Annotated in this window: 22 protein-coding genes; 12 read left to right on the plus strand and 10 right to left on the minus strand. The window is 66.2% G+C overall.

Annotated elements, in window-relative coordinates; genetic code table 11:
• Positions 1-82 precede the first annotated feature (82 nt).
• The 4 genes from I8N54_RS19340 (at position 83) to I8N54_RS19355 (ending at position 2,854) form a co-directional block, all read left to right on the plus strand.
• Positions 83-925, plus strand: a complete 843-nt coding sequence (locus I8N54_RS19340; protein ID WP_140194852.1) for a foldase protein PrsA — start codon at positions 83-85, stop codon at positions 923-925.
• 5 nt (positions 926-930) lie between these two features.
• A complete protein-coding gene (gene argJ, locus I8N54_RS19345; RefSeq protein ID WP_140194850.1) occupies positions 931-2,145 on the plus strand; it encodes a bifunctional glutamate N-acetyltransferase/amino-acid acetyltransferase ArgJ in 1,215 nt (404 codons plus the stop codon).
• A gap of 1 nt (position 2,146) precedes the next feature.
• Positions 2,147-2,569 carry an 8-oxo-dGTP diphosphatase MutT gene (gene mutT, locus I8N54_RS19350; RefSeq protein WP_140194848.1) on the plus strand — a complete coding sequence of 141 codons (423 nt, stop codon included), beginning with the start codon at positions 2,147-2,149 and terminating at the stop codon, positions 2,567-2,569.
• Between the two features lie 144 nt (positions 2,570-2,713).
• The gene (locus I8N54_RS19355; protein WP_197097565.1) at positions 2,714-2,854 is read left to right on the plus strand and encodes a hypothetical protein; all 141 of its coding nucleotides are present in this window, start codon (positions 2,714-2,716) and stop codon (positions 2,852-2,854) included.
• Positions 2,855-3,045: 191 nt separating this feature from the next.
• On the opposite strand, the gene infB is transcribed toward I8N54_RS19355, so the two are convergent.
• From infB to pip, 6 genes are all read right to left on the minus strand, one after another.
• Positions 3,046-5,547 carry a translation initiation factor IF-2 gene (gene infB / locus I8N54_RS19360; protein WP_140194846.1) on the minus strand — a complete coding sequence of 834 codons (2,502 nt, stop codon included), beginning with the start codon at positions 5,545-5,547 and terminating at the stop codon, positions 3,046-3,048.
• A 5-nt stretch (positions 5,548-5,552) separates the two neighbouring features.
• Entirely contained in the window at positions 5,553-6,173 is a 621-nt protein-coding gene (locus I8N54_RS19365; RefSeq protein WP_140194844.1) for an RNA-binding protein, read from the minus strand.
• A gap of 9 nt (positions 6,174-6,182) precedes the next feature.
• Positions 6,183-7,802 (minus strand): transcription termination factor NusA, encoded by a 1,620-nt coding sequence (gene nusA, locus I8N54_RS19370; RefSeq protein ID WP_140194842.1) that lies wholly within the window; start codon positions 7,800-7,802, stop codon positions 6,183-6,185.
• Positions 7,802-8,395: a ribosome maturation factor RimP gene (gene rimP, locus I8N54_RS19375; protein WP_140194840.1), complete on the minus strand. Its 594-nt coding sequence runs from the start codon at positions 8,393-8,395 to the stop codon at positions 7,802-7,804. The genes nusA and rimP overlap by 1 nt, the downstream gene beginning before the upstream one ends.
• Before the next feature lie 145 nt (positions 8,396-8,540).
• Positions 8,541-9,422: an ABC transporter substrate-binding protein gene (locus I8N54_RS19380; protein WP_140194838.1), complete on the minus strand. Its 882-nt coding sequence runs from the start codon at positions 9,420-9,422 to the stop codon at positions 8,541-8,543.
• Positions 9,419-10,414, minus strand: coding sequence for a prolyl aminopeptidase (pip, locus tag I8N54_RS19385; protein ID WP_140194836.1), 996 nt, complete (start codon positions 10,412-10,414; stop codon positions 9,419-9,421). Before pip ends, I8N54_RS19380 begins: the two co-directional genes overlap by 4 nt.
• Before the next feature lie 65 nt (positions 10,415-10,479).
• Between pip and ubiG the strand changes: the two genes are divergently transcribed.
• Entirely contained in the window at positions 10,480-11,229 is a 750-nt protein-coding gene (gene ubiG, locus I8N54_RS19390; protein WP_140194834.1) for a bifunctional 2-polyprenyl-6-hydroxyphenol methylase/3-demethylubiquinol 3-O-methyltransferase UbiG, read from the plus strand.
• A gap of 24 nt (positions 11,230-11,253) precedes the next feature.
• On the opposite strand, the gene I8N54_RS19395 is transcribed toward ubiG, so the two are convergent.
• The 4 genes from I8N54_RS19395 to I8N54_RS19410 are packed head-to-tail and all read right to left on the minus strand — an operon-like array spanning position 11,254 to position 13,530.
• Positions 11,254-11,697 (minus strand): MarR family winged helix-turn-helix transcriptional regulator, encoded by a 444-nt coding sequence (locus tag I8N54_RS19395; RefSeq protein WP_140194832.1) that lies wholly within the window; start codon positions 11,695-11,697, stop codon positions 11,254-11,256.
• Positions 11,694-12,524, minus strand: coding sequence for a carbon-nitrogen hydrolase family protein (locus I8N54_RS19400; protein WP_140194830.1), 831 nt, complete (start codon positions 12,522-12,524; stop codon positions 11,694-11,696). The genes I8N54_RS19395 and I8N54_RS19400 overlap by 4 nt, the downstream gene beginning before the upstream one ends.
• Positions 12,521-12,778, minus strand: a complete 258-nt coding sequence (grxC, locus tag I8N54_RS19405; RefSeq protein WP_140194828.1) for a glutaredoxin 3 — start codon at positions 12,776-12,778, stop codon at positions 12,521-12,523. Before grxC ends, I8N54_RS19400 begins: the two co-directional genes overlap by 4 nt.
• Positions 12,779-12,810: 32 nt before the next feature.
• Positions 12,811-13,530, minus strand: coding sequence for a ComF family protein (locus tag I8N54_RS19410; protein WP_140194826.1), 720 nt, complete (start codon positions 13,528-13,530; stop codon positions 12,811-12,813).
• A 29-nt stretch (positions 13,531-13,559) separates the two neighbouring features.
• On the opposite strand from I8N54_RS19410, the gene I8N54_RS19415 reads away from it, so the two are divergent.
• The 7 genes from I8N54_RS19415 to I8N54_RS19445 all read left to right on the plus strand — a co-directional run bounded on the left by I8N54_RS19415 (position 13,560) and on the right by I8N54_RS19445 (position 20,831).
• The gene (locus I8N54_RS19415) at positions 13,560-14,387 is read left to right on the plus strand and encodes a methyltransferase domain-containing protein (protein ID WP_140194824.1); all 828 of its coding nucleotides are present in this window, start codon (positions 13,560-13,562) and stop codon (positions 14,385-14,387) included.
• A gap of 58 nt (positions 14,388-14,445) precedes the next feature.
• A complete protein-coding gene (gene hemH / locus I8N54_RS19420) occupies positions 14,446-15,504 on the plus strand; it encodes a ferrochelatase (RefSeq protein ID WP_140194822.1) in 1,059 nt (352 codons plus the stop codon).
• Between the two features lie 107 nt (positions 15,505-15,611).
• Entirely contained in the window at positions 15,612-16,277 is a 666-nt protein-coding gene (fzlA, locus tag I8N54_RS19425; protein ID WP_140194820.1) for an FtsZ-binding protein FzlA, read from the plus strand.
• Positions 16,278-16,352: 75 nt separating this feature from the next.
• The gene (queG, locus tag I8N54_RS19430) at positions 16,353-17,483 is read left to right on the plus strand and encodes a tRNA epoxyqueuosine(34) reductase QueG (RefSeq protein ID WP_140194818.1); all 1,131 of its coding nucleotides are present in this window, start codon (positions 16,353-16,355) and stop codon (positions 17,481-17,483) included.
• A gap of 47 nt (positions 17,484-17,530) precedes the next feature.
• Positions 17,531-18,715, plus strand: coding sequence for a PQQ-dependent sugar dehydrogenase (locus I8N54_RS19435; protein ID WP_140194816.1), 1,185 nt, complete (start codon positions 17,531-17,533; stop codon positions 18,713-18,715).
• Positions 18,712-19,761 carry an App1 family protein gene (locus tag I8N54_RS19440; RefSeq protein WP_140194814.1) on the plus strand — a complete coding sequence of 350 codons (1,050 nt, stop codon included), beginning with the start codon at positions 18,712-18,714 and terminating at the stop codon, positions 19,759-19,761. The genes I8N54_RS19435 and I8N54_RS19440 overlap by 4 nt, the downstream gene beginning before the upstream one ends.
• A 146-nt stretch (positions 19,762-19,907) precedes the next feature.
• A complete protein-coding gene (locus I8N54_RS19445; protein WP_140194812.1) occupies positions 19,908-20,831 on the plus strand; it encodes a DMT family transporter in 924 nt (307 codons plus the stop codon).
• Positions 20,832-20,839: the final 8 nt, after the last annotated feature.

Raw genomic sequence — 20,839 nt, forward strand, 5'->3', positions numbered from 1 at the left:
CCCTCGGAGCCATAGGGCGATGTAAGGGCCGCGAAACTCACTGTCAACGCCACGCCCCCTCGTGGCAGATCAAGGAAATAAGATGGTTCGCACTGTCAAGCTGCTGGCTCCGGTTGCCTTCGCCGCCACCCTCGCGGCGCCGCTTCAAGCGCAGGACGCCTCCGACGTGGTCGCCACCGTCAACGGCACCGACATCACGCTCGGAGAGCTCATCATCGCCAAGGCGCAGCTTCCCCAGCAGTATCAACAGCTTCCGGACGAAGTTCTGTTCTCCGGCCTGGTCGATCAGCTTATCCAGCAGCAGCTTCTTTCGGACCGTCTCGAAGAGGTCCCGACCCGCGTCGAGACCGCGCTCCGCAACGAGGAACGCAGTCTGCGCGCCGGTGAGACCATCACCCAGATCACCGACGAAGCCGTGACCGACGAAGCGCTGGAAGCCGCCTACGAGGCGCGGTTCGCCGATGCCGAGCCGGTGATGGAATACAACGCGTCCCACATCCTGGTTGAGACGGAAGAGGAAGCCGCTGCCCTGGTCGAGGAAGCCCGTGCGGAAGACGCCGACTTCGCAGCTCTCGCCGAAGAGAACTCGACCGGTCCGACCGCGACGTCGGGCGGCAACCTCGGCTGGTTCGCCGAAGGCATGATGGTCGAGCCGTTCCAGGAGGCCGTCGAAGGCATGGAGCCGGGCGAAATCGCCGGCCCCGTCCAGACGCAGTTCGGCTGGCATGTCATCAAGCTGAACGAGACGCGCATGCAGGAAGCTCCGCCGATGGAAGACCTGCGCGCCGAGCTGACGTCCGAGATCCAGCAGCAGGCGGTCGAGGACGCGCTTGCCGCCATGGAATCCGAGGCCGAGATCACGCGCCCCGAAGAGGGTGCCTTCGATCCCGCGATCCTCAGCGACATCAGCATTCTGGAGAACTGATCGACATGGCCGTATCGCCACTCGCCCCCGCGGGCTTTCCATCGCTGCCGGTGATCGGCGGTGTCCGCTTCGCATCCGCTCAGGCGGGTGTGCGATACAAGGGCCGGGTCGATGTGATGCTGGCCGAAATCGCCGAGGGTTCGACCATCGCGGGCGTGTTCACCACGTCCGCGACCCGGTCGGCCCCGGTGCTCGACTGCCAGGAAAAGATCGGCCGCGACGTCGCAGGGCGCGCGGCCTTTCTTGTGAACTCCGGCAATTCCAACGCCTTCACCGGCCGCGCCGGAGAAGAGAGCGTCTCCGCCGTCTGTGGCGCAGTGGCCGACGCGACCGGCATTCCGGTGGATCGGATCTTCACCTCCTCCACCGGTGTCATCGGCGAGCGACTGCCCCATGACCGCATCCTCGCGAAGGTTGAAGAGCTGAACGACAGCCTGTCCGAGGACGGGATCGAGGGCGCGGCCCGCGCGATCATGACGACCGACACCTTCCCGAAGGGCGCGACCGCGACGGTCGACATCGACGGCAGGCCGGTCCGGATCGCCGGCATCGCCAAGGGCTCCGGCATGATCGCGCCGGACATGGCCACCATGCTGGTCTACATCTTCACCGACGCCGCGATCGGGCGAGACGCGCTGCAGGCGCTGCTGAAGGCGCAGACGGACAAGACCTTCAACTGCATCACGGTCGATAGCGACACATCGACCTCCGACACGCTGCTGATGGCGGCGACCGGGGCGAGCGGTGTCAACGTGACCGACTCGGTCGCCTTCACGGACGCGCTCGGCAACGTGATGCTCGACCTCGCGCACCAGGTGGTGCGGGACGGTGAGGGTGCCACGAAGTTCGTCGAGGTCCGTGTGTCCGGTGCCGCATCCGACGACGACGCGCACAAGGTCGCGCTGGCAATCGCCAACTCGCCGCTGGTGAAGACCGCAGTGGCGGGAGAGGACCCGAACTGGGGCCGGATCGTCATGGCCGTCGGCAAGTCCGGCGCGCAGGCCGACCGGGACCTGCTGACGATCCGCTTCGGTGACATTCTCGTCGCGGAAAAGGGCTGGGTCTCGCCCGACTACACCGAAGAGGCGGGTGCCGGTTACATGAAGCAGCAGGAGCTGGTGATCGCCGTCGACCTCGGCCTCGCCGGGGGGATGTCCACGGTTTGGACCTGCGATCTGACCCACCGCTACATCGAGATCAACGCCGACTACAGGTCGTAGGATGGGTTCCCAAACCCATCCTGGCCGCAAGGTCGTGCTCGTCTCGGCAGTCGCGCTGATCGACACGGACGGTCGCGTGCTGCTTGCGCAGAGGCCGGAGGGCAAGTCGCTCGCAGGTCTCTGGGAATTTCCGGGGGGCAAGGTCGAGCCGGGTGAAACGCCGGAAGAGGCGCTGATCCGCGAGCTCGACGAAGAGCTCGGCATCGACACGTGGGCCTCCTGCCTCGCCCCGCTGACCTTTGCCAGCCATGGGTACGACGATTTCCACCTTTTGATGCCCCTCTTCGCTTGTCGAAAATGGAAGGGGACGCCGCAATCCCGTGAAGGGCAGGCGCTGAAATGGGCGCGAATCAGTGAGTTGCGCGACTATCCGATGCCGCCGGCCGATCTGCCGTTGATCCCGATCCTTCGCGATTGGCTGTGATTGCTGCACATCTTCAGGTAGAAAGCAGCGCAAGTTGTGAACAACTGTCGCGCATTCGTGCAATTCCGAGCGCATTTACTGAGTGAAAATTAACAATTTTGCGACTATATCATGACTTACGAGCGTTATCGGAGGAGTAGGTCAATGCTTCGCACCATCATCATCGGGACCTGCGTGTCGATTCAGGGCCACTTCGTACGCACTCTCGCCAACGGCCTCACGGTCGTTCAGGTCGGTGACCAGCTGTTTGCTGGCCGTCCTGTCGAGGGTCGTGTCGCCGCCTGACCGCAGGTTCTGACCCGAAGACCCGGTTCGCCCCAAACCGAACCGGCACGTGAATACCACCGCATCCATGCCGGTTCCCACTTGGCCGCGCGCGATGCGACGAAGATCAAGTAAGCAGTTCAAGTCATCCAACGAAGAACGCCCCGGATTTCTCCGGGGCGTTTCTTTTTGTCTGGACGCCGGGGGCGAGGTCAGAGCGAACGCTCGACCTCTTCCCGCGTGAAGATCTCGATCACGTCCTGCGGACGGATGTCGTCGTAGTTCTCGAACGCCATCCCGCATTCCTGACCGGAGATCACCTCGGACACTTCGTCCTTGAAGCGCTTGAGCGTCTTCAGCGTGCCTTCGTGGATCACCACGTTGTCCCGCAGGAGGCGCACACCGGCAGACCGGCGGGCGACGCCCTCGGTGACGAGGCAGCCGGCGACCTTGCCGACGTTCGACACCTTGAAGACCTCCTTGATCTCCGCGTAGCCGATGAAGGTCTCGCGAACTTCGGCGGAAAGCAGGCCGGAGGCGGCCGCTTTTACGTCGTCCACGAGGTCGTAGATGACCGAGTAGTAACGGACCTCCACACCCTTCTGATTGGCCGAGTTCCGGGCCGAAGCGTTGGCACGAACGTTGAAGCCCATGATCGGCGCACCGGAGGCTTCGGCAAGGCCGACGTCCGTCTCGGTGATTGCGCCCACACCGTAGTGCAGCACGCGCACGCGGACTTCGTCGTTGCCGATCTTCTCCATCGCCTGAACGATGGCCTCGGCAGAACCCTGCACGTCGGCCTTCACGAGGATCGGCAGCTCGGCGACGTTCTCGTCGGCCTTCGCTTTCGCCATCAGCTGTTCCAGCGTGGTGGCGGCACCGGCAGCGGCGCGCTTCTCCTTCGCGGCGTTGGCGCGGTATTCGGCGATCTCGCGGGCCTGCGCTTCGGTCGCGACGACGTTCAGGACGTCGCCGGCCTCCGGCGTGCCGTTGAGGCCGAGCACCTCGACAGGAACCGACGGACCGGCTTCCTTGACGCGCTTGCCCTGGTCGTTCTCCATCGCCCGGACCTTGCCCCACTGCTCGCCCACGACGAAGATATCGCCTTGGTTGAGCGTGCCGCGCTGAACCAGCACGGTCGCGACGGGGCCACGGCCCACGTCGAGCTGGGCCTCGATCACGGCGCCCTCTGCCTTGCGGCTCGGGTTGGCCTTCAGCTCGAGGATCTCGGACTGAAGCGCGATCGCTTCCAGAAGGTCGTCTAGGCCCTTGCCGGTGATGGCGGAGACTTCGACGTCCTGCACGTCACCCGACAGCTTCTCCACGATGACTTCGTGTTGCAGCAGGTCGGTGCGCACCTTGTCGGGGTTGGCGCCCGGCTTGTCGCACTTGTTGATCGCCACGATCATCGGGACCTTGGCGGCCTTCGCGTGATTGATGGCTTCGATCGTCTGCGGCATGACCGCGTCATCGGCCGCAACGACCAGCACGACGATGTCCGTCACCTGCGCGCCACGGGCCCGCATGGAGGTGAAGGCCGCGTGGCCGGGCGTGTCGAGGAACGTCAGCGTTTTGCCGCTGTCGCTCTGCACCTGGTAGGCGCCGATGTGCTGCGTGATGCCGCCGGCTTCGCCCTGAACGACCCGCGCATTGCGGATCGCGTCGAGGATGGACGTCTTGCCGTGGTCGACGTGGCCCATGATCGTGATGACCGGCGGGCGGTCCGTCATGTCTGCCGGATTGTCTTCCTCGGTCTTCAGCACGTCCTCGACGTCAGCGTCGGAAACGCGGTGCACCTTGTGGCCGAATTCCTCGATGATGAGTTCGGCGGTGTCGGCGTCGATCGTCTGGGTCTGCGTGGCCATGATGCCGTTCTGCATGAGCGACTTCACGACGTCAGCGACCCGCTCGGACATCCGGTTGGCAAGCTCGGAGACCATGATGGCCTCGGGCAGCTTAACTTCACGCACGACCTTTTCGCGCTCGACGGGACCGCCCATCGCCTTCTGGCGGGCACGTTCCTGCTTGCGCTTCATCGCGGCGAGCGACTTCTGCCGACCGCCTTCGCCGCCGGACAGTGCCTGGTTCAGCGTGAGCTTGCCGGCACGGCGGCCGCCATCGTCGCGCTGACCCTTCGCGTTGCGGGGCCGGTCGTCGCGGGAATCACGTTCACGGTCCGGCTTGCGCGGGGCCGAGTTCGGACGCGTGCCGGGATCGGCAGGCGGTCCGGGCTGCACGGCAGGGTCCGCGGCCGGAGCGGCTTTCGCGCTTGCGGCGCGGGCCTTTTCGGCTTCAGCTTCCTGACGCTTGCGTTCTTCTTCCTCGGCCTTGGCCTTGGCACGCTCTTCGCGCTCGCGCTCTTCACGCTCCTTCGCCTCGGCCTCATCGCGGCGGCGCTGACGCTCTTCCTCGCGGGCTTTTTCTTCAGCGGCGCGCTTCTCGGCATCTTCGGACTCGCGGGCACGGGCGAGGGCGAGTGCCTTCATCCGGCGTTCGAGTTCGGCTTCCGAGATCCCGGCAGGGCGTTTCGAAGGATCGCCCCCGGCCGGTGCGCCGTTGCCACCCTTGGCCTGTCCCGGCTTCGGGACGACCACGCGCTTGCGCTTGGTTTCCACCACGACGTTCTTGGTCCGCCCATGGCTGAAGCTCTGCTTCACGTTCCCCGGACGGGAGCCGCGCAGACCAAGTGTCTTCTTGCCGTCGGTATCGCTCATGTAGCTCAATTGTCCTTCCGTGCGGCCGGATCGCCGCCGTCTTTGGGCCGCAGGCCCCTAAGCTTTGCGGCTTCCTCTACAACACGGTCACTGAGTCCGCCAGTAGAGAGGGCGCCATGTATCACACTTTCCCGTCCGAAGGCCACACCGAGTTCCGACGACGTCAAGCAGTCGAAGTACCTCGCACCTTCGGGCGTCCAGAGCTTGGCCTTGCCGCGGACCGATCCGTCGCTTGCCTGCAGCAGAACGCGGACCGGTTTGTCGGCCAGCCAGTTCTTGACCTTCTCGAAGCCCGCCACGGCCAGCCCGGCCTTCCGGGCCAGCGCAATCAGTTCAGTGACACGCCGGGCGAGCTGACGCTCGACCTCGTCGGTCAGTCCTTCCGGAACGTCGACCTTGGCCTTGGCGGCGCGGGCGAACTGGCCTGCCTTCGCCTGGTCCAGAACGGACCGGTCGGCGGAAACCCAGATGCCCCGGCCCGGCAGCTTTTCAAGCACGTCGGGCACGATGACATTATCTGGGGATGAAACGAAGCGGATCAACCCCTCTCGCGGCTGAACCTCGCCGGTGACGATGCACCGGCGCTCGGGATCGCCGCGTTCCTTGCTATGTCCGCCTCGTGCCATGCTTGTGGATCAGGCCTCCGCCTCTTCCTCGGACGCCTCGGCGTCCTCTTCCTCGACTTCGGGGTTCAGGTCGTCGGGATCAACCCAGCCGAGCAGAACGCGGGCGGTCATCACCATGTCCTGCGCCTCTTCCAGCGAGACGTCGAACTTCTCGAGCACGCCGTCGTCCTTCACGCGCTCACCGTCGACCGTGGTCCAGCCGCCGGCCAGTTCCCAGTCGGCGCAGGTCGCGAAGTCCTCGAGCGTTTTCACGCCGTCCTCGGCAAGGGCCAGCACCATCTGCGGCGACAGGCCCTCGAAGTTGACGAGGCTGTCCTCGACGCCAAGCTCGCGCGCTTTCTCGAGCGCGACGCGGTTCTGCTCGTCGAGGTAGTCGCGGGCACGGGCCTGGAGTTCGGCTGCCGTGCTCTCGTCCACGCCGTCGATGACGAGAAGCTCGTCCTGCTCGACGTAGGCGACTTCTTCGAGGTTGGTGAAGCCTTCGGAAACGAGGAGCTGGGCGAAGAATTCGTCGAGGTCCAGCGTGTCCATGAACAGCTTGGTGCGCTCCTCGAACTCGGCCTGGCGACGCTTCGATTCTTCCTCTTCGGTCATGATGTCGATGTCGAGACCGGTCAGCTGGGAGGCCAGCCGCACGTTCTGACCGCGACGGCCGATGGCGAGGGAGAGCTGCTCTTCCGGAACGACGACTTCGATCCGTTCGGCTTCCTCGTCGAGAACGACCTTCGTCACCTCGGCGGGCTGCAGCGCGTTGACGAGGAACGTCGGAACGTCCTCGTTCCACGGGATGATGTCGATCTTCTCGCCCTGGAGCTCGTTCACGACGGCCTGAACGCGGGAGCCGCGCATACCGACGCAGGCGCCGACCGGGTCGATCGAGTTGTCGTAGGAGATCACGGCGATCTTGGCGCGCGAGCCCGGATCACGGGCGACGGCCTTGATTTCGATGATGCCCTCGTAGATCTCGGGGACTTCCATCTTGAACAGCTCGGCCATGAACTCCGGCGCGGTACGGCTCAGGAAGATCTGCGGCCCGCGCTGCTCGCGGCGGACGTCCTTGATGTAGCAGCGGATACGATCGTTCGGGCGATAGCTTTCACGGCCGATCTTCTCGTTCCGGCGCAGCACGGCTTCACCGGCGCCCACGTCGACGATGACGTTGCCGTATTCCTCGCGCTTGACCTGGGCGTTGATGATCGTGCCGGCGCGATCCTTGAACTCTTCGTACTGCTTGTCGCGCTCGGCTTCGCGGACCTTCTGCAGGATGACCTGCTTGGCGGACTGCGCGGCGATGCGGCCCAGTTCGACCGGCGGGATCTCTTCGACGAAGGTGTCGCCGATGACAGGATCGGTCAGATACTGCTTGGCCTGCTCGACGGTGAGCTCGGCCTGGTAGTTCTCCAGCTCCTCGTCCTCGACCACGGTGCGGACGCGCGTGAAGGTCGCACGGCCGGTGCGCCGGTCGATGGCGACACGGATGTCCATCTCGGCGCCGTAGCGGCTCTTCGCGGCACGGGCGAGCGACTCTTCCATCGCCTCCACGACCAGCGACGGGTCGATCATCTTTTCGCGCGCGACTGCCTCGGCGGTCTGCAACAGTTCAAGCTGGTTGGCCGATGTGATTGCCATCAGTCGTTCTCCTCATCCGAGCCGTCGAGGACGGTCTCAACCTCGTCGAAATTCTTCTCGTCGATCTGGCCCGCATCCTTACGGCCCTTCAGCACTTCGCGGATCAGCTCGTCCGTCAGGACAAGCTTCGCATCGCTGAGCCAGTCGAACTGGAGCCCGATCGTCAGAGGCTCCCCATGTTCCTCGATCTCGATCAGGACCTCGCTGCCTTCGGTCCCGTCCAGCACACCCTTAAAGCGGCGGCGGCCGTCGATCATCTCGGTCGTCTCGATCTTGGCGACGTAGCCTTCCCACTGGTCGAAATCCTTCAGCCGGGTCAGCGGCCGGTCGATCCCGGGGGAGGACACCTCGAGCGTGTAGGCGTCGAGAATCGGGTCCTCGACATCCATGACGGCGCTGATGGCGGTCGAAATCTCGGCGCAGTCGTAGACCTCGATCGTGCCGTCGGGCTTCTGCGCCATGACCTGCAGCGTCGGGTTGAGGCCGCCCTGAAGGCGGACACGCACGACCTCGTAGCCCATGTCCTCGACCGTGGGCGTGATGATCTCTGCGATTCTGCGGTCCATCGCCGTCTTGGCGATCAGGTCCGACATGTCACTACTCCAGACACAAAAAAACGGGCCAGCGGCCCGTTGAATTTTCCGGTGGAGCACCGGGTTTGGACCCCAGCGCACCGCTGTTGATCAGGCAGATACTCCCGGCCCCCGAGGATTTCAAGCCCTCTTGGCCGGGGGCGGGTCATGCCGCCCACCACCGCTCAATGAAACGGGCATCGTCCATCGGCCGCTTCGTGCCGATCCGGCCGGGCATTCCGACGCGGTGCGACACCGCCTGCACCCAGTCGCCGGCTTCGGATACGACGTGATCGCCCGACGCACGCAGCATGCCGACGGCGTGGAGGTCGACCCCGTCGATCGCATCCACCCGGCCCGAGCGCAGCGCGGCAAGCCGCACGGCGGAGGGATCGATGGCAAGGACGTCCACCTGCTCGAACCAGCCGGCGCGACCGTCTTTCCAATGCTCGTCCACCCGACGGCCGAGGAATCGGCGGCCCGGCTCGAACGCCCCAACGCGGTAAAGGCCTGTGCCGACCGGCGTGACCTCGCCGCGCGGCTGGACGAACAGGCGCGGGTCGGACAGCTCGAACGGCAGGTTGGCATTCGGCGCGGCGAGCGTCAGGCGCAGGCCAAGCGGCCCGGTCGCCTCGATCGACGTCACTTGCGCCAGCGGTCCGGCGGAGCCGAGCCGGTCGAAAGTCGCGACCACGTCCGCCGCGCTGAAAGGCGCGCCATCGTGGAAGCGGACCCCGTCGCGCAACGTGAAGTCCCAGGTGCGCGCGTCCGAGGACGGCTCCCATCCGGTCGCAAGCTCGCCCCGCAGGGCACCGTCGGCAGCGACTTCCGTCAGCGTGTCGAACACCGCACCAGCCGCCACGGCGGTCATGAAGAGCCCGTCGTGAGTTGCCCCGTCCCAGCTGTCCGTCGCGGACCCGCCGCCGAGCCCGGCGCGCAAGGTCCCGCCACGCACGCCACCGGCACGGACGGGCATACCCGACGCGGCGAAGACGGCGGCGGCAAGACCGGCGGCCAGCAGGTGACGACGATTGGCGCTGCCGCTCACGACGCCCACTCCAGCTTGTCGCGGCGCACCGCGAGCATGTCCATGATCTTGACCAGTTCGCTGCTGATCCCCGGTTCGGACAGCGCATGTCCGGCGCGCGGAATCATCTTCAGCTGCGCCTTGCTCCACTTCTTCGAAAGCTCGTAGGCGGAGATCGGAGGGCAGATCATGTCGTGGCGACCCTGCACGATCCATCCGGGAATCTGGTCGATCCGATCAACCCGGTCGAGGATCTGTCGGTCAGGCCCGAGGAAGCCGCTGTTCGTGAAATAGTGGTTTTCGAGCCGGGCGAACGCGCGGGCGTAGTCCGCCGGCGACTCGCCGCCCTGTCCGTCGTTGTGGATCGAGGCCAGCGCGTTTTCCCATGTCGCCCAGACCCGGGCAAACCGGGTTTCGGTCATCACCTCGCCCGAGAACAGGCGGCGGTGATAGGCGGCGATCAGGTCGTCGCGTTCATCTTCCGGGACCATAGATTCGAACTGGTCCCAGAGCTCCGGCCAGAACCGTCCGGCGCCCCCGCCGTAGAACCAGTCGAGTTCCTGCTGGCGCATCAGGAAGACGCCCCGCAGGACGAGTGCGGCCACGCGGTCCGCATGTTCCTGCGCGTAGATCAGCGCGAGAGTCGCGCCCCACGAGCCGCCGAACACGATCCAGCGATCGATGCCGAGCACGTCGCGGATCTTCTCGATGTCGGAGACGAGGTGCCACGTCGTGTTGTTCTCGACGCTGGCATGGGGCCGCGAGCGGCCGCAGCCCCGCTGGTCGAACAGGACGATGCGGTAGTGCTTCGGGTCGAAGTAGCGCCGCATGGCGGGCGAACAGCCGCCGCCGGGGCCGCCGTGCAGCACGACGACCGGCAGCCCGTCGGGGTTGCCGCATTGCTCCACGTAGACCCTGTGTCCGTCGCCGACCTCCAGCATCCGCTGATCGAACGGGTCGACCGGCGGGTAGAGGTGACTTTGCGTGCGCTTATGTCCCGAGACCTTGTCCATCTGAACTCTATATAGGGAACCGAGCGGGGGATCACCCCGGTTGAAATGACATTTCGCAGGGATCGATGCAAATGCCGACCAGCACCGTGGACGATGCCGAAGTCGCCAAGTTCCAGGCTATGGCCGAAGAATGGTGGGATCCGGATGGCAAGTTCAAGCCGCTCCACATGCTCAACCCGTGCCGCTTGGACTACATCGTGGCGCAGATCGCCGCCGAGTTCGGACGCGACCCGAAAGCCGCGCGGCCGTTCGAGGGGTTGCGCCTGCTCGACATCGGCTGCGGTGGCGGCTTGCTGTGCGAACCGATGGCGCGGCTCGGCGCGACAGTCGTCGGTGCCGACGCGGCGGAGCGGAACATTCCCGTCGCGCGCATCCATGCGGAGCAGTCCGGCCTCGATATCGACTACCGGCACACAACGGCAGAGGCGATGGCGGAGGCGGGCGAGCAGTTCGATGTCGTGCTCAACATGGAAGTCGTCGAACACGTGTCCGACCCGCTCGCCTACCTGACCGCCTGCCGGCAGCTGCTGAAGGCGGGCGGGCTGCACATCTGCTCCACCATCAACCGCAATCCCAAGAGCTTCGCGATGGCCATTGTCGGTGCGGAGTGGGTGATGCGCTGGCTGCCGAAGGGCACGCACGAGTTCACCAAGTTCATCACGCCGGACGAACTGTTCGCGCTGCTGCGAGAAGCCGGGCTGGACCCGGTGGACCGCAAGGGATTCGTGTTCAATCCGCTGGGCTGGTCGTGGTCGATCTCGGACCGGGACCTCTCGGTGAACTACGTGACGGCGGCGGTGAAGCCGGGTCAGTGACGATGCGCCCCCGCGGGGCACATCCTACTCGCCGTTGGTCAGCTTTAGTCGGAGTTCCCGCAGGACCGGCAGGGCGGCTCGGACCTTTTCCGCCCCGACCTTGTCCACGACGTCGGCGATCAGAGGTGTGATCGCCGAAAGCGCGGCGTTGCGAGCGGCAAGGCCGGAGGGCGAGATCGACACCATCTTGCGCCGCGCATCGTCCCAGTCGGGCCGGATGTGAACCCATCCGGCCCATTCGAGCTTGCCCAGCGTGTTGGTCATGGCACCGCGCGTCAGGTGGAAGCTCTTGGCGAGCTGCGCCGGCGTCCGCTCCAGCCCGGTATGGGCGAGATGATTGAGGACGGCGAACTGCGACAGCTCCATGCCCTTGGGCAGGACCTTGGCCACGTTGGTGCGGGCCAGCTGCTCGACCGTGATGATCTCCGAGAACAGCGTGACGGCAAGGTGATCGGACGCCTTGCTCATGGTCCCGAGAAGTCCCGGTCATGCGTCAGCGACGGCACCTTGCGCCGCGCCTCCGCCACTGCCGCCGGGTCGAGCTCGACGTAGCCGATGCCCGGGACGTCGCCGAGGTCGCACAGCACTTCGCCCCAGGGCGAGACCGCCATCGCGTGTCCCCAGGTCTTGCGCTGCCGGCCCTCCGTCGCAGGATGCTCTCCCACCTGTGCGGAGGCGAGGACGTAGCAACCGGTCTCAATCGCGCGGGCGCGCAGCAGCGTCTCCCAGTGCGCGGCGCCGGTGACGGGCGAGAAGGCGGAGGGCACGAGGATGATTTCCGCCCCCGCCTTCGCCAGCGCCCGATAAAGATAGGCAAACCGCACGTCGTAACAGACCGTCAGCCCGACGGTGCCGAACGGCGTTCGGGCCAGCACCGCTTCGGAACCGGGGCGGTAGCCCTTGCTTTCGTGGTAGGCTTCCGTCTCCGACACCGTGACGTCGAACATGTGCATCTTGTCGTAGCGCGCGACGATTGCGCCATCCGGCCCGATCAGAAGCGAACGGTTGGCGAACCGCCCGTCCGCATCGCCGGTCTTCACCGCGATGGAGCCCAGCGAGATCCAGATGCCGCGTGTCGCGGCCTCGTCCCGCAGACCGGCGAGAACCGGGTCGGAGGCTTCGTCCGTCAGCACCGCCTCTTGCCGGGTGCGGCTCTGACTGATGCAGTTCGAGACCTCGGGCGTCAGCACGAAGCCCGCGCCCTCGTCCGCCGCCTGGCCGATGAGGGTGCGGAGCATGTCGAGGTTCCGCGCGGGCTCGTCCGTCCCGGTGATCTGGAGCAGCGCCGCCTTCACGCCGCCAGCAGCGCGTCCAGCTTGCCCGCGCGCTCCAGCGCATAAAGCTCGTCACAGCCGCCGACATGAATGTCGCCGACGAAGATCTGCGGGACGGTGCGGCCGCCTTGCGCGCGCTGCACCATCTCGGCCTTGCGATCAGGATCCTGCATCACGTCGATCTCGTTGAAGTTAACACCCTTCTCGTTGAGCAGGCGTTTGGCGGCGTGGCAGAAGCCGCAGATGGGTGTCGTGTAGATTTCTACTGGCTGCATGGTCATATCCTCGGGAGGGTTCGACCCCAGACTTAAGGGTCTTTTGCCACTCTAGCCAGTACCAGCACGCGAACCTGCCCTGCGCCCTCCGCCATCAGTGCTTCGGTTGAGGCGGCGAGTGTCGCTCCGGTCGTCATCACGTCGTCGACCAGCAGGACAGCGCGCCCGGCCAGTCGCGCGAGGTGACGCGGATGTGTGCGTATCGCGCCGGAAAGGATCGCGAACCGCTCGTCCCGCCGATGAAAGTCGAGCGGTATCGTCCATCGGTGCCGTTGAAGCAGGTCCGGAACAACGGGCAGCGACAGCTCCCGCCCGATACGCTGCGCGAGCAGGGCGGACTGGTTGAACCGCCGCCGGGCGAGGCGGAGCCAGTGCAGAGGCACCGGAGCTATGATCGGGTTATCAGTGAGCAGCGGCGCGGCCGCGCGTGCCATCCAGCGGGCGGCGGGCCGGACGAGATCGGTCCGGTCGCCATGCTTCAGCGCCAAGGGGATCGACCGGCCGAGCCCGGAATAGGCGAGCGCCGCGCGGCCCTGTGCCCAGGGCCGCGCGATACGCAGGCAATCGTCGCACACCGTCTCCGGCCCCGGCGCCCCCGCGCCGGGAAGCGGCGTGCCGCAGAGGTCGCAGCACAGTCCCGTGATGAACGGCGTCTGCTTCCAGCAATCCGGACAAAGCCCGAACTCCGACCCGGTCAGCGTCTCGCACATCACGCAGGTGGCCGGGTAGATCGCCCGAAGAATCTTTTGCATCCCCGCCCTCCGCTGCCTACATGCGCCCGATGACCGACACGCCCCGCCTGACCGACCGCGACGCCCTGCTGCGCAACCGCCAGAAGGCGGCGCGCGCCCCGGCGACCTTCCTGCTCGACGCACTCGCCGACGAGACGGAGGAAAGACTGGAAGAGGTTAACAGGACGTTTTCGGATCAGGTGGTCGTGACTGGCTGGCCGGAGTTCTGGAGCGCCCGTCGACCCAGTGCCCGCATCGTGGCTGACACGCCCGTCCTCGATGTCGAGGAGAACAGCGCCGACCTCGTCATCCACGCTCTGTCCCTGCACTGGGCGGACGATCCGGTCGGGCAGCTCGTGCAGGCCCGCCATGCGCTGCGGCCCGACGGCCTTTTGCTGGCGTCGCTGTTCGGTGGCCAGACATTGCACGAATTGCGCGCTTCGCTGGCAGAGGCCGAGGCCCGCGTGACCGGCGGCCTCTCGCCCCGTGTCGCGCCGATGGGTGAAGTGCGCGATCTCGGCGCGCTGCTGCACCGGGCCGGCTTCGCCCTGCCGGTCGCCGACACGACGCCCTATACGGTGACGTACGAGACGCCGCTGCACCTGATGCGCGACCTTCGCGCGATGGGGGAGCAGAACGCGCTCTTCGGCCGGCTGCGCAAGCCGACGCGCCGCGCGGTGCTGATGGAGGCGATGGCGATATATGCCGACCGCTTCGCGCAACCGGACGGCCGGATCCCGGCAACGTTCGAGATCGTGACGCTGACCGGCTGGGCCCCGGACGAAAGCCAGCCGAAGCCGCTGCGACCCGGATCGGCGAAGTCCCGGCTGGCCGACGCGCTCGAGACGGACGAAATGCCGCTGGACCGCGAAGATTGACCCCCCGGTCGAGGGCGTTATCTGCCTGATCGGGATGCAGTCGGAGGGAAACGGACAGATGCTCGACAATTCGGATGCCAGCCGGCCGGCGCACGCGCCCGCCGATCACCCGCCGGTCAAACGCGAGAAGGTGGGCATCCTGCTCGCCAACCTCGGAACGCCTGACGCGACCGACTACTGGTCGATGCGGCGCTACCTGGGGGAGTTCCTCTCAGACAAGCGGGTGATCGACTACGCGAGCTGGAAGTGGCAGCCGATCCTGCAGCTGATCGTTCTGACCAAGCGGCCGTTCTCCTCCGGTGCCGCTTACCGGACGATCTGGAACAACGAGGCGGACGAGAGCCCGCTGATGACGATCACCAAGGACCAGACCGCAAAGATCGGGGACGCGCTGAAGGAACGCTACGGCGACGACGTCGTGGTCGATTTCTGCATGCGCTACGGCAACCCCTCAACCGAGTCGAAGGTGAAGGAGCTGATCGCGCAGGGCTGTCACCGGATCCTGTTCTTCCCGCTCTACCCGCACTACGCCGGCGCGACCTCGGCCACCGCGAATGACCAGTTCTTTCGGGCGCTGATGGCGGAGAAGTGGCAGCCGGTCGCGCGGATCGTGCCGCCTTACTTCGAGGAACCGGCCTACATCGACGCGCTCGCCCAGTCGGTGCGGCGGGTCTACGATGGGATGGCGCAGGAGCCGGACATGCTGATCTGCTCCTACCACGGCCTGCCGGAGCGTTACCTCCACGAAGGCGACCCCTACCATTGCCAGTGCCAGAAGACGACGCGCCTGCTCAAGGAGCGGCTCGGCTGGGACAACAGCCGGATCAAGACGACCTTCCAGTCGAAGTTCGGCCCCGAGGAGTGGTTGCAACCCTACACGGTCGAGGAGGTCGCCCGGCTCGCGAAGGCAGGGACGAAGCGGATCGCGGTCTGTGCGCCGGCCTTCTCCGCCGACTGCATCGAGACGCTCGAGGAGATCAACGAGGAGATCCGCGAGAGCTTCGAGCATGCGGGCGGCGAGAGCTTCACCTACATTCCCTGTCTCAATGACGACGCGGCGCATATCGACGCGCTGACGGGTGTGATCGAGACGAACCTGAAGGGCTGGCTCGACTGATCCGGGCCCGATGCCGCCGGTCCCCGCCCGCTTCGGGCGGGTGCTGTTGAAAAGCGGCGTCGTTCACGGCAAGACACGCGCATGTCCGACCATCCGAGCAATCCAACATGAACCGCCTGTACCACTACGCCCTCTCGCCCTTCTGCCGGAAGGTGCGCCTGACCCTCGCCGAAAAGAAGCTCGAGGTCGAACTGGTGGAGGAGCGGTACTGGGAGAAGGATCCGGAATTCCTGCGCCGCAGCCCCGCGGGCAAGGTCCCGGTGCTGCGCTACGGCAGCCGCATCCTCTCCGAGAGCACGGCGATCTGCGAATATCTCGACGAGACCGTGCCGACGCCGCCGCTGCTGCCGCGCGGGCCCGAGGCGCGCTACGAGGTGCGCCGGCTGGTCACGTGGTTCGACGACAAGTTCAACGAGGAAGTGACGACGAAGCTGATGGGCGAGCGGGTCTATCGCAAGGTGATGGGCACGGGCTATCCCGACAGCAGCAACGTGAAGGCCGGGGCGCGCGCCATTAAGGAGCACCTGTCCTACATGGAAAGCCTGCTAGACCAGCGGCGCTGGCTGGCCGGTAACGACCTGACATTGGCCGATTTTGCGGCCGCGGCGCATCTGTCGGTGCTCGACTATATCTCGGACGTCGACTGGAACCGGTCGGAGGTGGTGAAGGACTGGTATGCCAAGATCAAGTCGCGCCCCGCATTCCGGTCGCTGCTCGCCGACCAGATCCCCGGCTTTCCACCGCCATCCCACTACGCCGACCTTGATTTCTAGGGCCGTCGAATCTTCTCCGAAAATGCGGGGGCGTTGCCAGCCGGTGTCGGCTGCCTCCGGAGCAGTTCCGACCCAATGAGGGACGAGGGGCTCAAGGAGGCCCTGCGCCGCTACGCGCTGGAGGCCGGCTTCACCGAGATGGGTGTCTGTCGCCCCGATGCCGCGCCCGGCACCGCCGGGCGGCTGGCGGAGTTCGTCGCCGAGGGGCGGCATGGACAGATGCGCTGGATGGAAGAGCGGATGCACTGGCGTGGCGATCCGACGGCGCTCTGGCCCGAGGCGCGGTCGGTCGTGATGCTCGCCGAATCCTATACACCGGAGCATGACCCGCTTGAGGTGCTGGAGTACCGCGACCGTGGTGCGATCAGCGTCTATGCGCAGGGGCGGGACTATCACGATGTCGTCAAGAAGCGACTGAAGAAGGTCGGGCGCTGGCTGCTCGAGGAGGCAGTGAAGCGTGACCAGAGCCCGTCGCGGCACCGGGTGCCGCTTTCGGCGGGTTCTTCGCAAACGCCTGTCGCTCACGCGGCGGGTGCTATGCAACCGCCGGAGATCAAGGTCTTCGTGGATACGGCACCGGTGATGGAAAAGCCGCTCGCGGCAGCTGCCGGGCTTGGCTGGCAGGGCAAGCACACGAACCTGCTGGGGCGGGGGATCGGCAACTGGGTCTTCCTCGGCGCGATCTTCACAACCATCGATCTGGCGCCCGACGCACCGGGTGAGGAGCGCTGCGGCAGCTGCACCCGATGCCTCGACATCTGTCCGACCAACGCCTTCCCCGCGCCGTTCCAGCTCGATGCGCGGCGCTGTATTTCCTACCTCACGATCGAACATCACGGGCCGGTGGACGAGGCCCTGCGCCCGGGGCTCGGCAACCGGATCTATGGCTGCGACGATTGCCTCGCCGTCTGCCCGTGGAACAAGTTTGCCCAGACCGCGACCGAGACCCGCTATGCCGGCGGAAGCGAGCCGCCGCGTCTTGCTGAACTCGCCGCGCTGGACGACGCGAGCTTCCGGCAGCGATTTTCCGGCAGTCCGATCAAGCGCATCGGTCGCAACCGTTTCGTCAGGAATGTCGCGTATGCCATCGGCAATTCCGACGATCCGGCGCTTCGCCCGGTGGCGCAGACCCTGACCGATGACGCGGATGAGACTGTTCGTGATGCGGCGCGCTGGGCGGCGCTCCAGCTCGACAAGCGGGGTTGAGTAGCGCCCATGACCTTTGTCAGGATGCGCCCAGATTGGAGACCCTCATGCGTCTGACACTTGCCATTGCCTTCTGGCTGCCCGTCGCAGCTTGCGCCCAGCCCGTCCAGCAGGGAGAGCCGAACGCCGATTTCGAGCCTGCCTTCCCAGAACAGACCCGCGCCGAGGCGTTGCCCGAGACCGCCGTATCGGTCGAGGACTTTGTCACTGGCCTCGATGCCCCTTGGGGCATCGCGTTCCTGCCGGACGGCACCACGCTCGTGACCGAACGGCCCGGCCGCCTGCGCCACGTCGCGGAGGACGGCACCCTGTCCGATCCCATCGCCGGCGTTCCCGAAGTGGACGCCCGGCGGCAGGGCGGCCTGCTCGACGTCGCCGTGCGCGATGATTTCGCGGACACCCGTCGCGTCTGGCTGACCTATGCCAAGGCTGTCGACGGCGGCACCGTCACCGCCGCCGCGACCGGCCTGCTGTCGGAGGACGCGACGGAGCTGACCGAGGTCACGGACATCTTCGTGCAGGACCCGCCCTCGCAGAACCCGATGCACTACGGCAGCCGGATCGTCTTCGAGCCGGGCACCGACAACGCCTTCATCACCACGGGCGAGCATTCCGCCGAATCCGACCGCGTGCTGGCGCAGGATCTCGACACCACCTACGGCAAGGTGATCCGCGTCGATGCGGTCACCGGCGAAGCGCCGGACGACAACCCTTTCGCCGACGGGAGCGGGGTGGACACGATCTGGAGCTACGGCCACCGCAACATGCAGGGCGCGGCGATCGACCCGGACGGGACGCTCTGGACGATCGAACATGGCCCCGCCGGCGGGGACGAGCTGAACATGCCCGAACCCGGCCTGAACTACGGCTGGCCCGAGATCAGCTACGGCATCAACTATCGCGGCACGCCGGTCGGCACCGGGGACGCCGTGATGGAGGGGATGGAACAGCCGGTCTATTACTGGGATCCGGTCATCGCACCCGGCGGAATGATGTTCTATGAAGGCGACATGTTCTCCGACTGGCAGGGCGACCTGCTGATCGGCGGACTGGTCGCCGGCGCCGTCGTGCGTCTGTCACTGGAGGATGGTCTCGTGACCGGGGAAGAGCGCATTGCAGAAGGTATCGGCCGCGTCCGCGACGTCGAAGTCGCGCCCGATGGCTCGGTTCTCGTGCTGATCGACGCGCCGGCCCCGAACGGCGGCATCAAGAGGATCGTGCCGGCGGAATGAAGATGGTGGGCTATCTCGCCCGGTTCGTGCATCGCATCGAGGGGCTCTTCGACCGTCGCCAGCGACGGCGGCAAACCGGCGCGCAGCCAGTGATAGAGCCTTATATCGGCTACGCGACCCCGGAGGAGATCGTCCTTCGGGGGCGTGTGCTCACGGCGCTGCGCCGGTCCGAGCCGCGCCCCGACCAGCATTGGTTCACCAACTTTCGTCAGATGCTGCGGCTGTTCCTGACGGACGAGGTCTCCGGCGTCTCGATCCGGGCGCGGGGCTGCCGCGTGGCAAGTGACGAGGAAGGCTACTTCACCCTGTCTGTCCCGCGCGATGGCGTTTCGGGCTGGGTCGAGGTCAAGGTCGAACATCTCGACGAAGTGCCGGCGCCGGGCGGGCTGCCCTACGCTTGGGAAGACGGGGAAATGCCCGTGGCCGAGGCGGTGATGCCCGCCTTCGCTCCCGGTACGGACGCGGAGATTGGCGTGATTTCCGACGTCGACGACACCATGCTTCAGACCGGCGCTTGGTCGCGTATCCGGCTGGTGTGGACCTCGCTCATGGGCAACATCCACACCCGGCACATTTTCCCCGACGCGGTGGAGCTTATCAGCCGGCTCAGCGCCGGCGGGCGGAATCCGGTCTTCTACGTCAGCTCGTCGCCGTGGAACCTGCACGATTTCCTCGAGCGGGTCTTTGCACGGCACAACTTGGTTCGTGGGCCCATGTTCCTGCGGGACTTCGGGCTCAACGACAAGCGGCCCCTGGCGTCGAGCCACAGCGACCACAAGTCCCACGCCATCGACACGATCCTTGCCGCCAATCCGGGTCTGCCTTTCGTGCTGATCGGTGACACCGGCCAGTTCGATTCCGAGATCTACGCCGCCGCCGCCCGCCGTCACAAGGGACGGATCCAGCGGGTGATCCTGCGTGCGCCGCGCCGGAAGCGCGACGCCGCGACCGAGGTCAACGTTCGCACACTCCGCCAGAAGGGCATCCCGGTTCACGTCGGCCCCGATTTCAGCGAAGCGATCGAGGTCCTCGGCGGCGGTCGATAGGACGTCGCCGTCTCGACCATCTGCCAAACGACCGGCGGCACCGCGCGCCTGCGTAGCCGCGGCGGCGTCAGGAGTCCGTCGCGCCTCCTCGCTGACCTGACGAGGGCCACTGGCGGCCCGACGTGAACGGGCGTAGGTGAGGCGACATGTCAACTCAGCAAAGACCGATGCTCGGCGCGGTCCTCATGTCCCTCGCCGTGACCGCCTTCACGGTCATGTCCGCCTTCGTCAAAGCCGCCGACACCATTCCTGCCGGCGAGATCATGTTCTTCCGCTCCTTCCTCGCTCTTCCGGTGGTGATCGCGTGGCTCGCCATGACCGGCGGGCTGCAGGGCGGCATCAAGACGAAGAACTACAAGGGCCATGCGCTGCGCGGGATCGTCGGGTCGATGGCCATGGGGATCGGTTTTGCCTCGCTCCATTATCTCCCCCTGCCCGAGGTGACGGCCATACGCTTCGCAACGCCGGTCGTGATGGTCGTGCTGGCCGCGCTGATGCTGGGGGAGCGGCTCCGCGCAATCCGGATCACGGCGGTCCTCACCGGCCTGGCCGGGGTTCTCATCATCACCATGCCGCGCCTGAGCGCCGGAACCGGCACGTCCGAAGCGGTCGGCGCCGCGCTGGCGCTGAGCTCCGCCTGCCTCGCCGCGCTCGCCCAGATCTTCGTGAAGTCGATGTCAGGGAAGGAGACGACGGCGGCGATCGTCTTCTACTTCTCGCTGACCGCATCGCTGATGGCCCTGCTGACGATCCCGTTCGGCTGGGTCATGCCGCAGGGGACGGACTGGATCTGGCTCGTCGGCGCAGGCCTGATCGGCGGGGTGGGGCAGATCCTGCTGACCTCGGCCTACCGCTTCGCCGACGCCGGAGTTGTCGCGCCGTTCAACTACGTCTCGATGCTGTGGGCGATCATCATCGGCTACGTCTGGTTCGCCGAGATCCCGACCGTCGCGATGCTGGTCGGCTCCGCGCTCATCATCTTCGCCGGTGTCGTGATCGTCTACCGCGAGCGCCAGCTCGGCCTCGCCCGGACGGTCGAACGGCGGCAGGAGATGCGCGGCATGCAGTAGGATGGGGT

Origin of the sequence: Pelagovum pacificum, assembly GCF_016134045.1 — a bacterium.
Taxonomy (GTDB): domain Bacteria; phylum Pseudomonadota; class Alphaproteobacteria; order Rhodobacterales; family Rhodobacteraceae; genus Oceanicola; species Oceanicola pacificus_A.

What these genes read in the sequence shown, in the direction of transcription:
- I8N54_RS19340 (WP_140194852.1), top strand. Translation starts at nt 83, where the DNA reads ATGGTTCGCACTGTCAAGCTGCTGGCTCCGGTTGCCTTCGCCGCCACC.
- argJ (WP_140194850.1), top strand. Translation starts at nt 931, where the DNA reads ATGGCCGTATCGCCACTCGCCCCCGCGGGCTTTCCATCGCTGCCGGTG.
- mutT (WP_140194848.1), top strand. Translation starts at nt 2,147, where the DNA reads ATGGGTTCCCAAACCCATCCTGGCCGCAAGGTCGTGCTCGTCTCGGCA.
- I8N54_RS19355 (WP_197097565.1), top strand. Translation starts at nt 2,714, where the DNA reads ATGCTTCGCACCATCATCATCGGGACCTGCGTGTCGATTCAGGGCCAC.
- infB (WP_140194846.1), bottom strand. Translation starts at nt 5,547, where the DNA reads ATGAGCGATACCGACGGCAAGAAGACACTTGGTCTGCGCGGCTCCCGT.
- I8N54_RS19365 (WP_140194844.1), bottom strand. Translation starts at nt 6,173, where the DNA reads ATGGCACGAGGCGGACATAGCAAGGAACGCGGCGATCCCGAGCGCCGG.
- nusA (WP_140194842.1), bottom strand. Translation starts at nt 7,802, where the DNA reads ATGGCAATCACATCGGCCAACCAGCTTGAACTGTTGCAGACCGCCGAG.
- rimP (WP_140194840.1), bottom strand. Translation starts at nt 8,395, where the DNA reads ATGTCGGACCTGATCGCCAAGACGGCGATGGACCGCAGAATCGCAGAG.
- pip (WP_140194836.1), bottom strand. Translation starts at nt 10,414, where the DNA reads ATGGACAAGGTCTCGGGACATAAGCGCACGCAAAGTCACCTCTACCCG.
- ubiG (WP_140194834.1), top strand. Translation starts at nt 10,480, where the DNA reads ATGCAAATGCCGACCAGCACCGTGGACGATGCCGAAGTCGCCAAGTTC.
- I8N54_RS19395 (WP_140194832.1), bottom strand. Translation starts at nt 11,697, where the DNA reads ATGAGCAAGGCGTCCGATCACCTTGCCGTCACGCTGTTCTCGGAGATC.
- grxC (WP_140194828.1), bottom strand. Translation starts at nt 12,778, where the DNA reads ATGCAGCCAGTAGAAATCTACACGACACCCATCTGCGGCTTCTGCCAC.
- I8N54_RS19410 (WP_140194826.1), bottom strand. Translation starts at nt 13,530, where the DNA reads ATGCAAAAGATTCTTCGGGCGATCTACCCGGCCACCTGCGTGATGTGC.
- I8N54_RS19415 (WP_140194824.1), top strand. Translation starts at nt 13,560, where the DNA reads ATGACCGACACGCCCCGCCTGACCGACCGCGACGCCCTGCTGCGCAAC.
- hemH (WP_140194822.1), top strand. Translation starts at nt 14,446, where the DNA reads ATGCTCGACAATTCGGATGCCAGCCGGCCGGCGCACGCGCCCGCCGAT.
- fzlA (WP_140194820.1), top strand. Translation starts at nt 15,612, where the DNA reads ATGAACCGCCTGTACCACTACGCCCTCTCGCCCTTCTGCCGGAAGGTG.
- queG (WP_140194818.1), top strand. Translation starts at nt 16,353, where the DNA reads ATGAGGGACGAGGGGCTCAAGGAGGCCCTGCGCCGCTACGCGCTGGAG.
- I8N54_RS19435 (WP_140194816.1), top strand. Translation starts at nt 17,531, where the DNA reads ATGCGTCTGACACTTGCCATTGCCTTCTGGCTGCCCGTCGCAGCTTGC.
- I8N54_RS19440 (WP_140194814.1), top strand. Translation starts at nt 18,712, where the DNA reads ATGAAGATGGTGGGCTATCTCGCCCGGTTCGTGCATCGCATCGAGGGG.
- I8N54_RS19445 (WP_140194812.1), top strand. Translation starts at nt 19,908, where the DNA reads ATGTCAACTCAGCAAAGACCGATGCTCGGCGCGGTCCTCATGTCCCTC.